At 57.5% G+C, this 14643-nt stretch carries 8 protein-coding genes and 1 riboswitch; all 8 genes read right to left on the bottom strand.

Features of this window, described 5'->3' with window-relative positions; genetic code table 11:
* Nucleotides 1-203: 203 nt before the first annotated feature.
* Nucleotides 204-2366 carry an S-layer homology domain-containing protein gene (locus tag MHH28_RS27245; RefSeq protein WP_405107429.1) on the bottom strand — a complete coding sequence of 721 codons (2163 nt, stop codon included), beginning with the start codon at nucleotides 2364-2366 and terminating at the stop codon, nucleotides 204-206.
* A 193-nt stretch (nucleotides 2367-2559) separates the two neighbouring features.
* A riboswitch (cobalamin riboswitch) is annotated at nucleotides 2560-2758 on the bottom strand.
* A gap of 803 nt (nucleotides 2759-3561) precedes the next feature.
* Nucleotides 3562-6822: a hypothetical protein gene (locus MHH28_RS27240; protein ID WP_405107426.1), complete on the bottom strand. Its 3261-nt coding sequence runs from the start codon at nucleotides 6820-6822 to the stop codon at nucleotides 3562-3564.
* Nucleotides 6819-8081: a hypothetical protein gene (locus MHH28_RS27235; RefSeq protein WP_405107424.1), complete on the bottom strand. Its 1263-nt coding sequence runs from the start codon at nucleotides 8079-8081 to the stop codon at nucleotides 6819-6821. The genes MHH28_RS27240 and MHH28_RS27235 overlap by 4 nt, the downstream gene beginning before the upstream one ends.
* 91 nt (nucleotides 8082-8172) lie before the next feature.
* Entirely contained in the window at nucleotides 8173-8808 is a 636-nt protein-coding gene (locus MHH28_RS27230) for a beta-mannanase (RefSeq protein ID WP_405117267.1), read from the bottom strand.
* Nucleotides 8809-8838: 30 nt separating this feature from the next.
* The gene (locus tag MHH28_RS27225) at nucleotides 8839-10110 is read right to left on the bottom strand and encodes a vWA domain-containing protein (protein WP_405107422.1); all 1272 of its coding nucleotides are present in this window, start codon (nucleotides 10108-10110) and stop codon (nucleotides 8839-8841) included.
* Between the two features lie 347 nt (nucleotides 10111-10457).
* Nucleotides 10458-11390 (bottom strand): IS3 family transposase, encoded by a 933-nt coding sequence (locus tag MHH28_RS27220; protein ID WP_405107420.1) that lies wholly within the window; start codon nucleotides 11388-11390, stop codon nucleotides 10458-10460.
* A gap of 5 nt (nucleotides 11391-11395) precedes the next feature.
* Nucleotides 11396-11710, bottom strand: coding sequence for a helix-turn-helix domain-containing protein (locus MHH28_RS27215; RefSeq protein WP_340750738.1), 315 nt, complete (start codon nucleotides 11708-11710; stop codon nucleotides 11396-11398).
* A 502-nt stretch (nucleotides 11711-12212) separates the two neighbouring features.
* Nucleotides 12213-14639 (bottom strand): transcription initiation factor TFIID, encoded by a 2427-nt coding sequence (locus MHH28_RS27210; RefSeq protein WP_405107417.1) that lies wholly within the window; start codon nucleotides 14637-14639, stop codon nucleotides 12213-12215.
* Between the last annotated feature and the right edge of the window lie 4 nt (nucleotides 14640-14643).

Raw genomic sequence — 14643 nt, 5'->3', positions numbered from 1 at the left:
TACGCAGCTGCACAGAATGTAGTTGGATTAATGACACTTAATTCTGCCCGTACCTCAACACTATGCAGCTTCGGGCTTGAATAAGTGTAGTTTATCCAACTAGCTCCCGATCCGCAGCAAATTCCAACAAATTAGCTGTCATTGATCCACTTATCGTCGGCTCCAGCATATAGTCTGCTTCCTGCTCAACTATGAACTAAGAGCTAAGGCAATCTAACCGCCACAGCAGCGGCCATCTCACGGGTTACAACCGCAGAAGGCTCGAAGGCGCCGCCGGTGCCGCTCATATATCCAAGTCCTGTCACCGTGCGGACAGCAGACAAGGCATAGTCACTAATCTGGTCTTCATCGCTGAACTTCCCTGCTCCGGCTCCGGCTGATGCCGCATCCAGCTTAAAAGCTCTGACCATCATCACAGCCATATCCTGCCGGGTCACCAGGCCGTCCGGTTTGAACGTCTTGCCCGTCACGCCGCTGATGATTCCCAGTTCCTTCGCCCGGTTCACTGTTCCATAATACCATGCATCGGCCTTAACATCACTGAAGGCCGCAGCGGAAGCCGCCGCAGACGGCTCGTTGCCGGTTAAGCGCAGCAGCAGCGCTGCAAATTCAGCGCGGGTAATATTCTTTTTCGGTGCAAATACCAGACTGCCCTTACTCACACCATTCATCAGCTTACGGTCATATGCCGTGTATACCGACTCCAGCGCCCAAGGCGAGATCGACTTCACATCGCCAAAAGCCGGACGGTCCGCCGCAGCAGAAGCCACCGTTACCGGGGCCGTATGACGGACGATTGCCGGGGTTTTATCCTTCAGATAGCCCGTAACCGTCAAGGTATATTTATTGGCTGGCAGACCGCCGGCAACAACCGCCAGGCCTGCGGCATCTGTAACTGCCGTTTTGCCCCCTACGGTCACTTGTACGCCTGCTGCCGGTGAGGTTACCGGATCGGAGGTGAAGGTAGCTTCATTCCATACCCACTTCTTCTGGTTCACCTGCACCTTCAGATCTTGCTTTGGCTGCGGCTGCGCAGGAGTAACGGTTATGGAATCTACCACCTGCGTGTTGTCTCCGCCATAATAGACTACGATGCGGTCATTCTCCTCCAGCGCGAACTCGCCCATGCCTACACTTGGATAGATCCATGCTCCGCCGCGGGCGACTACATACATCCAGCCGTCATATCCGCCAAAAGCGCCCGCGCTCACGCCGCCGATCCCCGTCACATAGTTGCCTGCTTCATTGACCAGGGCCAGGCGCTTGGCCGCTGCTGTCTTTTCCAGTGCCTTAAGCACATTTCCAGCGTAGACGCTGCCTTCAGCCAAGGTTGCATTCGGACCTTCAATCGTTACCGAGACATTCACTTGAGGATTTTTTACAGGGGTGCTGCTGAAGTCAAAGAGCTTACCGCCTGTACCGAGCAGCTTGTACGCTACCAAAGCCTCCAGCGCCTGCTCCGTGGAGAGCGGATTCGAGCTGCCGCCTGCGGTGTGGGCGAACCCGCCGCCTGCTGCGCTGAAGCTCAGCAGCTTGCTGACCAGGTTGATCTGGCCTTTGGTATATTCCGCTCCCGCCGGATCAATGCCAAAGGAAGACAGCGCAATGATAGCCTGTGCTACACTCTCGCTGCTGTCGCCATATCCGCCGTTCTTGTCCTGTGCCTTAGCCAGCCAGGCTGCCGCCCGCTGACCGGCAGCATTCACTGCCGCTTCCTTCTGGTGTCCGGCCAGTGCAGTCAGCACCATCGCGGTCATATCCGGATCACTCGCACCCGTAGTCAGGGTGAAGCCGCCATCCGGGTTCTGCTTGGCCAGAATCTCAGCCAGCAGCTTGGCCGGTGTCCATTTCGCATTTGCCGGGATTGTATAGCTGCCGGAATCCAGAGCCAGCAGTGCATAGACCGGATTATTCAGCGTCTGGCCGGTGATTTTATCGTTATTGTACAGCTTCTCGATCAGGTTATAGCCTGCCACATTCGCCGGATCACCGCCGAGTGCCTTGACGGCAAGCGTGGTCCGGGCATAGTCCGTAGCTCTGGCCAAAACACCCTTAGCCTCGGCTACCTTGCCCTCAAGCGCCTTCAGATAGCTGGCAGGAACCTTATAGCCCGCTTGTGCAAGGCCAATGGCCTGCCAGTCCGACTGGACTCCGTTCTTCAGTATTAACTCGGCAGTGGCATAGACTGCATCGGTTACGCTGGCCGCCGTACCTGCGGGCAGAGCAGCTACCGCTGGTGCGGAAGCTCCGTCTGTCTGTGCAGCAGCTTGTCCTGCCGGGGCCACGGCTGCTCCCAGCATAGCGAACAGCATAATAACAGTAAGCCCCAGCCGTGCGAGCCGGGATGATAAAGAATGGTTCTTCATAACTAACCTCTTTCCTGAAATAGAATGGATGAATCCTGCTTCCTCCGCAAATCACGCGGCAACCTAAAGACCGCCCTGTGCAGGGCGGCCGGGGAAGAATCGGGCACAGGGCGGCTGAAGTGAGTGATTGCTCTCATACCTGCAGCTCTCGTCGACCTCAGCATCTGCTTCCACATTCTTACCCCCGAAGAATAGGAACAACAACGAAAAAGGCAGGTCTCCTGGCTCATACTTCACCGCTTCCCCTGCCTTCCCATCCAGTGAACAGACAGTGGCTTCTCAGGAGTCGCTCCGTATTTACAGTGGCGGGACCGCGCCGGACTTGCACCGGGCTTCCCTTTTAAGCAGATTTCTCTCCTAGACATAGCTCTGCCAGCATCTGATGGCGATAGCGCCAGGCCTCCAAGGAAATCCGCACCTTTTCCCAAAGCTTATTAAATTTTAATATTCTGAACCAATCATATCTACTATTCCCCTGTATGTCTATAGACAAGCTATTTCTATTACAGCTCAGCTAACCTTAACCTCAGGCCCTGCCCAGCCCGCACCAAAAAATCCTGAACAGCACACACCCGCTCCCCGGCACATGTTGCTATTCAGGACTATGGAGTCACACTTCTGCTGCTATTCGACATATCGACTCACCTATGAGACGTTGGCAGAAGACCGATTGTATTATGTACATCAGAATTAGTATAAAAGCAGCCGGAAACGCATTCTATTGCATTTCATACCATTGATTGCGCCAATTCCTCCTCAGCCAGGCCAAATCCGGACAATCTAATGTACCAAATGCAACAGAACGCCATATCAAGCTCGATATACCTGATTCTAGTGTACAAAGTGCAATAGAGCGAAATAAAGTTCAGTTGAGTAGCTTACCGACACCCGCGCACTAACCCGTGGCTTGCTGAGGGATGGCATGCCCCGATTAAGGTGCAAACGGTATGCTTAAATGTAATCTGTACAACTAAACCGTCTGATGTACTGGCAAATGTCCTTTTAGCTGTATTTCGTGCAATTAAAATGCTTCTATACACGGGTTTTCGCCTATTCGTGCGAATTTAGTTGTATAGAATACAGTTGGGAGAGGTTTGTCTTGCTTTTCACTGTTTTTAGTTGTACAGAATACACCTGTCTCTGGAGGTTCGCTTTGAACGAAAGCCTGACAGCCTGTCCGCTTATCCCCGCGGCTTTACTCCGCGTCCGCTTCCGGGCTTGCGGAAGCGGATGGCTCCGCACTAGGCGCCGCTGTAGCGGTAGCGTCCGGGACGCTGCCCGGGTCTGCATGCAGCTTCAGCGTGTAGCGTCCGGCGGTGATCATATCACCTGCCGCCAGCTTCGCGCCCGCTGCGAGCTCCACCGTCACCTCGTGTACGCGTGACGGAGTCCCCGCCGCCGCCGGAGAGGTGGTGGCTCCCTTGTCCGCGCCGCCGTCCGCTCCGGCGCCGCCTTCAATCTTCGCGCCGCCGTCAACTCCGGCGCCGCCTTCAACCTTCGTGCCGCCGTCCGCCCCGGCGCCGCCTTCACCCTTCGCGCCGCCGTCCGCTCCGGCGCCGCTTTCAACCTTCGCACCGCCGTCCGCTCCGGCGCCGCCTTCAACCTTCGCACCGCCGTCCGCTCCGGCGCCGCCTTCAATCTTCGCGCCGCCGTCAACTCCGGCGCCGCCCTCACCCTTCGCACCGCCGTCCGCTCCGGCGCCTGCACTAATCTGGCAACTGTTAACCGTTGCCTTAACCTCGTAGTCCGTAACGCCGCTGCCGGACTCCACGCCGATCCGCTCCGGCTTGAAGGCGGAGCATTCTACGGCGTCGGTGAAGCTGAACAACAGCTTCACGCCGTTGTTCTTACCCGCTGTCCCGCCTTCCGTGTTCCCGCCAGTTCCCTCATCACCGCCGCTGTTCCCGCCAGTTCCCTCATCACCGCCGCTGTTCCCGCCAGTCCCCGCATCTCCTCCGGTTCCGGCGTCACCGCCGATAAGCCGGACCGAGACCGGGGCTGCTCCAGCGGCCTCTCCGGTCACTGCCGGAAGCGGGCTGGGGCTGGATACCGGCGCGGCTATATCCTTACCGCGCCCCCCAAGCTGGCTGATAAGGATGACAGCCGCAATTAGAATGATCCCGAGGATGCTCCCTGAGATCAGGATTTGAAATCGGCTGCGGCTGACCCACCGCGCCAGCGGCGAAGCCAGCTGGGCGCGGGCTTCATTGTAGACAGTCTGCATAGCAGGCGTTGCTGTCTCGAGATGGGTTTTGCGGAATTCCCGGTTCTTGAACGCCTCGCGGTCGCTCTTCAGGAAATACCGCAGCACGGCCCGCTTGTAATTCGGCCACAGCTTCTTGCCGGAGCTTGCGAACAGCCAGCTATGCTGCGACCAGTCCAGGAACCGGTAGACCAGTTCCTTGTCATTGCCAGCCTTACGGGCCACCAGATCCAGCAGTGCATCGTAATCCAGCGGTCCGCCTTCACGTTCACTGCTATGATAGAAGGCCAGCGGCAGCCGGTCGAACGGCTCCAGGCTCCGCGATTCCTTCAGCCACCGCGCTCCCAGCAGCTGAACATCGTCCAGCTCACGCGGCGTCAGTCCGGCAAAAATCTCCTCATCCGGCGACTCCTCCCCGAACCAGCGGTAGGCCGCGCGCAGGGCATTCGCCTTGCGCTTCGCAATCGCGTCGAGCGGCGGCTGCCAGTCTGCCGTGTCCCGGTAGCGCAGGAACGATATCTCCAGCAGCTGCTCCATCGTCAGCTCGTCCAGCGAGAGCCGGTTCAGCAGGAAGCGGTCGGCAACCGTGCCCAGCTCCTCTATAACAGACAAGGCCTCCGGGTGTACGCCGCCTCTGCGGCGCTGCTTCTCCGCCTGCTGGACCGCTTCATGAACGGCGGTTACCGCCGCTACCGGATCAGGCTCCCGCTGCAGCTTCTCCAGCAGGTATTCCTTGAAGGTGTCGCGTACCGCAGCCTGCTCCAGCACCTCCGGAAGACTCCGGCCGAAGTGGCCCACGATGCGGAGCACATCCGCTGTTCCGGCGGCCGCCGCCAGCCGGGATTCCAGATACGGCTCGAACAGCGCTCTGCGGAAGAGCGATTGCGACAGCACTTTTTTGAAGAACGCCTCACTAAGTGCCGCATCGCTCTCAATAATCCCGTAAGCCGCCGCCAGCACATCCTCCCGGCCCCCGGACTGGCAGTTCAGCATCCCGTTGATGAAGTAATCGACAATCTTCACCCGGTAATTGTGGCCCGGCAGTGCGTAATAATCCTTGAACTGTTCCAGGATCTCCACGGCCGGAATCCCCTTCTTACGGATCAGATCATATTCGCGGTCGAACCGCTCCAGGAACATATCATTCAGCCGCACCCGCGAGTCCAGCTTCCCCTCTGGTTTCAGATAGGATAGCAGGCCGCCGAGTATAGCATTCTTGTTGTCTGCATATAGGGCTTCGTTGCCTTGCTCAATTTCATAAAAGACCGCCAGCTCGTTGTACAGCGCCAGCGACAGCTTGCGGTCCGCACTCTCCCCTAGCAGCAGCGCATCGGCAAACTTAGCGAAATCGCGGAGGCTTCCGCCCTTCTCTACCAGCGTCTTCCAGGCCAGATCGGCATAGATCTGCCGCGACTCGCCGAAGTCGGCATTCAGAATCCGGGAGCCGGCCAGATCGAAGATATAATCCTTCTCAATATTCCGGTCACCCGGACGCAGCGAGCCCTTCTCCACGAAGGTCAGGTGGATGTATTTGCGGCTCTGCGGCTCTTTGGCATAAGTGATCACTCCCAGCCTGCGGCGGAAGTCATACGGCAATGAAGCGTAGAGGACCTCCGTCAGCTCCACCGCACGCTGCGACAACTCACTGATGGGCACATCCAGCGCTACATAAATCTTCTTCTTCCCGGCTACGGACAGCATTACTGCCTGCAGCAGGGCTTTGAACAGCTCTTCCGTGAACCCGAGGCCGCTCAGGACTGTACGCGGGTCTGCCGGGTCTGCCGATTCTATACGTTCACGGTGTTCCACCGGAATAGAGCCCAGCTCAGGCAGTGTTCCGCCAGGCTCCCCCTCATAGCTACGGGCAAACCCCGCATGCAGCCAGCTCCCGTACCCCTCGACAATCTCTTCCGAGCGGATAGGCGGCACCACGAAATTATGGGCAAAAAAAGCGCTCCGCTGCCCCGTGAAATCCGCCGCCAGATAACGGCTCTGACCGATCACGGTCTCATTGCTCTCCGTATGGAACAGGTGCAGCGCGGCGGGATACTGCTCCTCATCCTTCTCACCGCGTGCCGTAAGCTCAGCCGGGGCATCGTAGAGGCAGAAGGGGTGCAGAATTTTTTTGACAAAATTGTTGTCGAGACTCTCCGATTTCGCTACCGTATCGAAGCCCTCTGTCGCCCGGTACACGCCGCGGCGCTCGCGGGTATACATCTGCTGGGTGATCATGGACCCTGACAATCTGTTCACGGCCCGTCGCTCCCCTCAATATAATTCAGCTTGTGCAGCAGCCAGATGAACGGCTCATCGACCCGGATCGGACTGACCACACCCTCCACCTTCTGATTGACCGGATTGCTGCCCAGCGCGGACACGGCGAAATACCCGGTATTGGCAAAATATACATCCATCGTATCCTTAAACGGACGGTCCACCTTCTCAATGAAGCGGCGGATTTCACCGTCAATGTTATGGAACTCATTCAGGTTCAGCGTTTTGCGGTGCACATAGTTGTTGAACACATTGCTGTTCGACTTAATGTAGTCGCCGTCCTCATCCTTGAGGGAGTGCAGCATATCGCTTTTGGCCAGTACGACAGCGGTCGGAATCTCGGTCTTACTCTTCTCCTGATAGGCGATGAAATCACCGAACATGGTCAGCACCACATCGCGCGGCTCATCATACTGCGATACCCACTCGCCCGGACGGTCACCGAAGTTGATGCGGATCTTCTCCCGGACCGAGCGGATCTGCAGCGGATCGACCATGAACAGAATCCCTGCGGAGTTCTTGATATGCTGGCCGTGCAGGCCCAGGTAATCCTGATCGACCATTCCTTCCCCGGCCACATCGAAGAACACCAGTGTCAGCGGGGGCTTGGACTCATCCTTGAACACGAACTGGAAAATAAACGGCTCCTGCATCTTCTCCTTCTGGGTAGAAGCCAGCAGATCACCCCGCTCGAACAGCGGCTCTTCATACAGAGTGCGGAACTTGCGGCTGATCTCGGCATTCAGCGGCATACAGGCTGCGTCGAAATGCCCTGCTGTCGTATGTTGGAGCGTATGGATCAGCGAGGTCATATAGACAGACTTCCCGACCTGGGAAGCCCCGATAATGGAGATAATATTGCTTGGCACCTTGCCCGCCGTAACAGGCAGCTCGTTATGACAGGACGGACAGAGCCGTCTGCGGGTCATCACCCCATAGCGGTCGGTGACGCCGGTCAGCACATGGTCCGTGTAGTGATGATACTCTTCCGGGATATCTGCCGGATTCAGAATCGCTTCCATATCGTCCACCGTATCGAGACCGAAGCGCTCCCGGTATTTATTCAGCAGATCATCCTCACCAAGTGCATAATTCTCATCATCCTCACGGCTGTGCATAGCCCGGAACACCACTTCCTCCGGCTCAAAGCGCGTGAAGCAGAACGGGCAGACAATATCGTAATACAGCGGCCTCGCTGCGGGCTGATTCTTTTTCATGAAACGGCTAAAAAAAGACATGTCATATCCTCCTTAAAGCTTTGCCTTCCGCTCAGGATTGAGCGGCTTGATAGAGCAGCTTGCGTAACTGGCTTCGAACTGCCGCTCCCGCTCACTCGGGAACCAGCTCATAATACGCTCCATACTTGCGCCCGTCGGTGAAAAAAATACGGATGAAGTCGTCTTTGCCGACCTCAATCGGCGGGAGCTGGTTGCGCCCGGGGGCGAAGTCCTGAACGAACGGGAACCGTGCGCCGTCCTCCTTGGAGGAGGGATGCGCGTCCCGCTTTTTGACATAGCAGAGCACTTCCTTCGGCACCGGCACCTCGGCAGTGATCGTCATCTGAACGGTTTTCAGCTTGCTGAATAACCCTTTTTTGTGCTGGACCGCGTAATAGATCCTCGCTTTGCCCGCACTGACGAGCGCCCGGTTACCGCCATCCTGCTGGCGGACCAGCAGCGTCTCCCCATTCTCACTAAGCCGTACGTAAATGGTATAAGCCACCATCCCGATCTCATCCAGCCGGTCCCGGTAGCCGTTATTCGCTTTGTATTCTTCACGAGTATAGAGCTTCATGCCCTGGGGCGGATGCTCCTGATGGTCCGGTGCCTCCGCAGAGGCCTTATGGATATATACCGCCTGTACGCCATCCGGCCAGCGCCAGCGCAGTGTACAGAACCGGTCCTCCACTCTGGATACAACTTCGGCAATAACCGGCGCTACGGCATCAGCCTCGGCGAACTTCATGGCAATCAGCCCCTTTCCCTGCATATGGCTTTAGAACCCTTTGCTGCCGCGGTTACGGCGCGGTGATTGAATACTGTCCGCAGGCGCATTGGCAGCTCCGGCAGCTCTTCCCCGGCGCGACAGGCGACCTTCCCCTACAGGCACGATATACGTGAACAAGGTTGGAATAGCCGCCAGAACGAGCAGAGCCACCAGCCGGGTGATAGGGTCCCAGAGCGTGTCGCCGTTCAGACCGGATTCCAGAATCAGTCCCGCAACGAGTCCCGATACCGCTCCCCCGATGCTGAAGCTTCGGGCCAGATGGCGGTTATCGAACACGATTCCCAGCCCAAGACCCAGCGCTGTGCCGAGCAGCATCAGGGCCAGCACACGCACCACAGCATAATAAGGGCTATCTGCGGTCTGGTCGCTGCGCTCGGTCAGCAGAGTCCGGTCTCCCAGGCGGTCGTAAATCTGCTGGAATACGTAGCCAAGCCGGTTCGCATCTGCCACATCATAATACTGTCCGCCGGTGCCGCTGGCGATATTCTGCAACAGACTTGCGCCGGACGGATCATCGAGGGCCAGCCCGATCGTATTCACTTTTATCCCCCGCTCCACATAGTCTGTCAGCTCTGTAGAGGTATTGAACTGGCTGACGCCATCGGATAAAAGAATGACCATTGCCCCGCGGTCTGCGCCGTCTTCGTGAATCACCTTCATCGCTTCGGCCAGCGCGCCGCTGATGTTCGTTCCGCCTTCGGTGGTCTTCAGACTGCTGATGACCTCCATCACCTTCTCGCGGTTCGCCGCTTTGGAGAGCGGGAGCAGCGGCTGGACTACGGAAGCCTCATTGCTGAAGGTGACTACGGCCACCTTGTTGTCTTTTTTGAGCTGCTGCACCAGATCCTTGGCCGCCGCGTAGCGTCTGTCCGAGGGGTCGCTCTGCATCATGCTGCCGGAATCATCGATCACCATGACGACATTCTTAACCGGCTTGCTGCCGCCAAAGTTCAGCTCATACACGAACTCGGTCAGCGTTCCCACGCCGAGCAGCAGCACGACCATCAGCGGGAACATTTTCCACGAGGTGCCCAGGTAACGCAGCTTCCAGGACTGCCCGCACAGCTTGGGCGAGATCGTCTCTGCCACCAGAGCGCCTATTCCAACACATAAGGCCACGATGGCAAAATAGATGCCGACCAGCACCATCTGGGGCAAATCATACGGCCTGCGGTCCAGCAGCAGCTCGCCGAGCACAAAGGCTACACCGGCACCGAGCAGACTGAACAGCAGCAGGAGCAGATTGATTTTTCGCTGCATTGAACTCCATCCTTTCCGGGAAAAACTTGATCATCATGTGAATCCCCATTCCATTCTAGTGCACTTCCGGCAGCGGAATGAATGAGAATTGTCCTACGAACCCTGTTTGTACAAAAAACACCCGCTATTGTTCATCCGCCTGTTTATATCCGTTAGCGTCTGGTGATATTCTGGTGCATTATGGCTCCTCGCTTGGAGGTTCGGCGGGCATTTGGTGAAATCAGGTGCACTAATGCTCCTCATTTGCTCATTTGGCGCACTTTCGGCGAAATCAGGTGCACTAACGGTGCGACCCCCTTATCCCGGAGTCCTCCATATAAAATCAGTACTTGTCGTAGTCTTGCTCTTTATTTCGCTTTTTCTCTCGGCCAGAAGAAGCTGGAGCGGTCTTCTAGGGTCAGGACCCACTCCGCAAAGGTAGCTGGCGGCATGTTGCGAAGACTCGTATGCATTCTGCGGTTGTTGTAAAAGTCCATGTACCGGTCCACCGCTTCATAGGCCTCTTCGAACGTGTCGAAGGCCTCTTTGCGGAACAAATCCCGATCGATATTACTGTGGAACGATTCAATAAAAGCATTTAAATCCGGCGTTCGAGGCGGAATGCGTTCATGGGTCATTTCCCAGCTTTCACACATGTCGCCAAACAGATGGCTGACGAACTGGGGGCCGTTGTCGGTGCGGATCACCGGGCGCGCGCTGCCAGGGGCGCAGTGTTGCTCCATGGCGCGTCCCAGCGTCTGGCAGGCGTGCTTGGCCTCACACGACGATCCGCGGTGATAACCGACGATGACCCGGGTAAACACATCGATAATGCTCAGAACGAAGAAATGCCGGTCCCGTCCTGCCACATATCCGTATTTAATGTCCATCTGCCAGAGCTGGCCCGGGCCGGTAATGACTCGGTTCTCCGGCAGCTTCCGGGGATGCTTAAAGCGCTTGTGACGCTGGGGCTGCAGGATCTCCAGCGCCTGACATAGCCGGTAGCTTTTCTTGTGATTGAGCCTCAGCTGGTGCTGGTTCCACAAGCACTTGGCCAGCAGCTTGTACCCGTACACGTGCTCTTCTCCAGCGACCAGTTCCAGGAGCATTTCCTGGATCTGCTCGTCGCTAATCTTCTCTCCCGATTCGGTCAGAGAGTAGCCGGGTACGGGTCTTCCGCGCCCCTGGAGTACGGCCTGTGCATCCTGTGACTTGCGTTTCTTACGGTCGTAGTACGTGGACTCTGCGAGCCCGATGAGACGTAGTACCAACGCTGCGGAATATCCCTGCTTAATGAACATCTCGGCTACCTCGATTTTTTCGGATAAGCAGGGGTGGGCTTTTTTAGCAGTTCACGCAGAATCTCAATCTCTAACTCCTTTTCACCGAGCATCTTCACCGCCTTCTCATATTTCTGCTCGACCTCTACCAGGCGCTTCAGTTCCTCTACCTGCTCCTGGGGGTACGGATGATCTTGTTCTCCATGGGCTTCCCGGTAATCCCTCACCCACTGATTCACCGTGGACGGAGTCACCCCATACTTTCGGGCAACCACCGCCGCCTTAATGCCAGATAACACCTCTTGCGCTGCCTTCTCTCTTGTTCCCGTTAGGTGTCCCATAGTGTTCATCCTCCTCCTGTATCTAGTCTACCTTTTTGTGGGGGAGGACTCCAACTTCATTAGGGGGCTGTGGAGCTAATGCACCTCAATTGGTGGTTTGGCGCACTTTCGGCGAATTCAGGTGCACTAATGCTCCTCATTTGGTGATTCGGCGGGCATTTGGTGAAATCAGGTGCACTAATGCTCCTCATTTGCTCATTTGGCGCACTTTCGGCGAAATCAGGTGCACTAATGCTCCTCAATTGGTGGTTTGGCGCACTTTCGGCGAATTCAGGTGCACTAATGCTCCTCATTTGGTGGTTCGGCGGGCATTTGGTGAAATCAGGTGAGCTATTGCCACCTTCAGCAGCATCAGAGGGATTTCCCCTTCTCACCAGCCACCCCGTCAGCCGCCGAACTCGCGCGAATTATTGATCCTCCGGCTGAGGTAGCCTGACCTAAAATAATAGTTTGTCATAGCACTCCACTCATCTAATCCCATCTCCGCTCATCAGCACTCCACTCATCTCATCTCCGGCAGCTGCTCCTCTTCCAGACCGTGCAGCGAGTAGCCGTTGCCGGCATACGTCTCGTAGTATACCTTCCCGTTGCGGTAATAGAGCAGGTCTTCCAGGTGGAAGCCGCCCATCAGGTTCAGCTTCTCCACGCCGCTGCGGCGCTGCTCATCCACGAAGCCCAGCCTGTAGATGCGGGTCGTCTCATCGAAGCTGAAGGCATACCGCAGGAATTCGGAGGAGCTGTCCCCGAAGAAGTACTTCTCCTCATGCCGGTGCTCCTGCGTATACTCGAACAGGCGGACATTCATCGCCGCCTCCTCCTCCAGACTGCGGTAGAGCTGCTTGAACAGCTCCTCCTTGGAGACGATGTCCCGGTTCTCGTAGGCGGCTGCGACATTGGCCCGCCGCAGCAGCTCTTCCTCGAACGGAAGCGTGAACGGCTCCGCCGTAAGCACCTCCCGGCGGCAGAGCTCAATCAGCCGCTCGGCAACCGCCTCGCCGCCCCCGCGCAGCAGCAGCCCGGACAGGCTGCCCATGAACCGCTCGCTGAAGAATATCCCCACACCGCGCCGGGTCTCGATATCCTTCATCACCTCATCCGTCACACTGCGGTAATACTCCATGATGTTCTGGTCCACGGTCTCCTTGCTGCGGCCAATGCTGGCGAGAGCCACTCGCTGCAGCTCCTGCTCCAATGCTTCCATCGCCGCAACCTTCGCTCTGCTGTCCTCCTGCAGTTGCTCCAGTGCAGCATCATAACGGAGACAGAGGGCCAGCTCGCTCTCCAGCAACAGAATCTCATATTTCTTGCCGTAGACGGACTCGAACAGATAATGAATGAAATTGCGTACCGTCCGCTTATCCAGCAGCGGTACCCTCTGGAACGGCTGGCGTTCCACACTCTCCGCATAGAGCCGCTCCAGCTCCTCCTGCGCCGAGAGCAGGGCGGAGCGCAGGCCGCCCATATGCTGGCGCAAGGCCTGCAGTACGCTGCCTCCCTCACCTGTCTTCTCACTGGTCCATTCCGCCAGCTGGTAGAAGGTGACCGGAGAGGTTCCCGCCTCCTCGGCAGCCAGCACTCCGGCCCACTCCCGGGCCGGATCAATGCCCGCCGCCCTTCTCGCGGACACCTCCGCAAAATTGCTGCGGAAGTAGGCCTGCGCCCCTTCCCCGAAGAGCAGCTCCTCGGCCTCGCGCAGCGACAGCATGCGGAGCTGTGAATAGGAGGGACGCCCGTGGCTCATCAGCCCGGTCATCTCCGCGAGAGCGGACGCATCCGGCAGCAATTCCGCCGCGCGGTCCCGCAGGGTATCCGCTCCAAGACCCAGCAGCGACTGCCGTTCCTTAAGGCTGCGGGTATGGTCTGCACGCAGCTTCCCGGACAGATAATGCAGCGCATGGTACAGCACCGCCAGCGCGATCTGGCGATTCGGACGCCGTACTGCCGAGAACCCGGCAGAAGCGTAGCCTTGTCTTCCGGTGCTGCCGCGGATGCCGCTTTTGAACGTCATATTATTGTAGCCGCCGTGCCCGGAGGCCTGATCGGCCGCAGGCCGGACCCGGTTCTTCAGCAGGCTGATGTGGGCGATAATCTCATAATTGTCGTCCATTCCATGGACTGACATCAATCCGCGCTCATTCTTGTCGGAGAGCAGATAGACCAGGTCGAACAGTGCCGAGGGGCCATGTACCACAGGAATGGACAGTCCCTCCTCCGTAACCAGCAGCGGAGCGCTTAAGGCATAGTCCGCCGCCTGCATCCCGTCCAGCTCACGCAGAAAAGCCAGCCCGACCGAGCTGGAATAGCCGAAGTTATCCCCCTGCTCACGTTCGTTAATCAGTGCATAGAGATCCGTCTGCACCGACTTGAACGACTGGCTGAGAATCGCACGGGCCAGCAGCATAATCTCCGGCAGCAGCACATTCTGCGGGTCATCGACCCGTGTAATGACGGACAGATGGATGACGTCAAAAGAAGAATACAGCCGCCCGTAATCCGCTATGCTGTTGCTTAATTGACGCAGCGTCCGGTTCATTCCGGCCAAGTACTGGCTATCCTCATGAAATTCGCGGTACAGCTCACGCCGGACCGTACGCGGATCACGCCCTGCCGTATCCGGCAGGGTCATGTGCATCACGCGTTCATGGACGCTGCTGTTTCCGCTTCCGATCCGCCCCTGGACTCCCTCCTTCTCCTGGGTACTGCCGCTGCCGTTATGCGAACCGGCATGCAGCGCCATGACGCCGCCGGCATTGTCCCATTTGCGCTGGCAGCGTTCCAGCACCGGACCGATAGCAGGCGTCACTTTGTCGCCCAGGAACAGGAACAACGCAGGGTAATGGATGCTGCTGCGCCCATCCCCCTTGTGATGCTGCGCTTCCTCCTGGGCAGCGTATTGCTCGGCATATTGTAAGGCCTGATCTCTGATCATAGGC

Origin of the sequence: Paenibacillus sp. FSL K6-1217 (assembly GCF_045040735.1) — a bacterium.
Classification (GTDB): Bacteria; Bacillota; Bacilli; order Paenibacillales; family Paenibacillaceae; genus Paenibacillus_AQ.
This window is presented reverse-complemented; position numbering and strand designations above follow the sequence as displayed.

Bases quoted from the DNA above. Each gene is read 5' to 3' on its own strand.
- MHH28_RS27245 (WP_405107429.1), bottom strand. From the start codon at position 2,366: ATGAAGAACCATTCTTTATCATCCCGGCTCGCACGGCTGGGGCTTACT.
- MHH28_RS27235 (WP_405107424.1), bottom strand. From the start codon at position 8,081: ATGTCTTTTTTTAGCCGTTTCATGAAAAAGAATCAGCCCGCAGCGAGG.
- MHH28_RS27230 (WP_405117267.1), bottom strand. From the start codon at position 8,808: ATGAAGTTCGCCGAGGCTGATGCCGTAGCGCCGGTTATTGCCGAAGTT.
- MHH28_RS27225 (WP_405107422.1), bottom strand. From the start codon at position 10,110: ATGCAGCGAAAAATCAATCTGCTCCTGCTGCTGTTCAGTCTGCTCGGT.
- MHH28_RS27220 (WP_405107420.1), bottom strand. From the start codon at position 11,390: ATGTTCATTAAGCAGGGATATTCCGCAGCGTTGGTACTACGTCTCATC.
- MHH28_RS27215 (WP_340750738.1), bottom strand. From the start codon at position 11,710: ATGGGACACCTAACGGGAACAAGAGAGAAGGCAGCGCAAGAGGTGTTA.
- MHH28_RS27210 (WP_405107417.1), bottom strand. From the start codon at position 14,639: ATGATCAGAGATCAGGCCTTACAATATGCCGAGCAATACGCTGCCCAG.